Here is a 310-nt window from a genome sequence, read left to right as displayed (position 1 = left end):
TATTGGCCTGATGAAAAAAGACAAAATCCAATTTATCTTGATCATAGTTTGCATATTGCAAAAGTTGTGAAAAGGCTAATGGTTCTTTTCTTGTAGCAAAATTAAAAATTTCAAGTCCATTCATATATACTTGTTTTTCTTTTATATTTTTATTTAAAATTTCAGGTTCTTTCATGGCTTTTAAATTTGTATTTCTGAAGGCTCCAAAAGGCATAAAAAGATATTTTAAACCTTTACCATCTGAACCTAAATCAAAATAAGATTTATGTTCTTTTTCGGAGTATTCGATTAAGGTTATGCTTACGCCATC

1 pseudogene is annotated in these 310 nt (G+C 27.7%); it reads right to left on the bottom strand.

Annotated features, from left to right (window positions below):
• A pseudogene (locus tag H2277_RS09220) lies at positions 1 to 310 on the bottom strand (hypothetical protein); the annotation flags it as partial.

The sequence above is a fragment of the Campylobacter sp. W0014 genome (assembly GCF_020135975.1).
In the GTDB taxonomy this organism is placed as follows: Bacteria; Campylobacterota; Campylobacteria; order Campylobacterales; family Campylobacteraceae; genus Campylobacter_D.
This window is presented reverse-complemented; position numbering and strand designations above follow the sequence as displayed.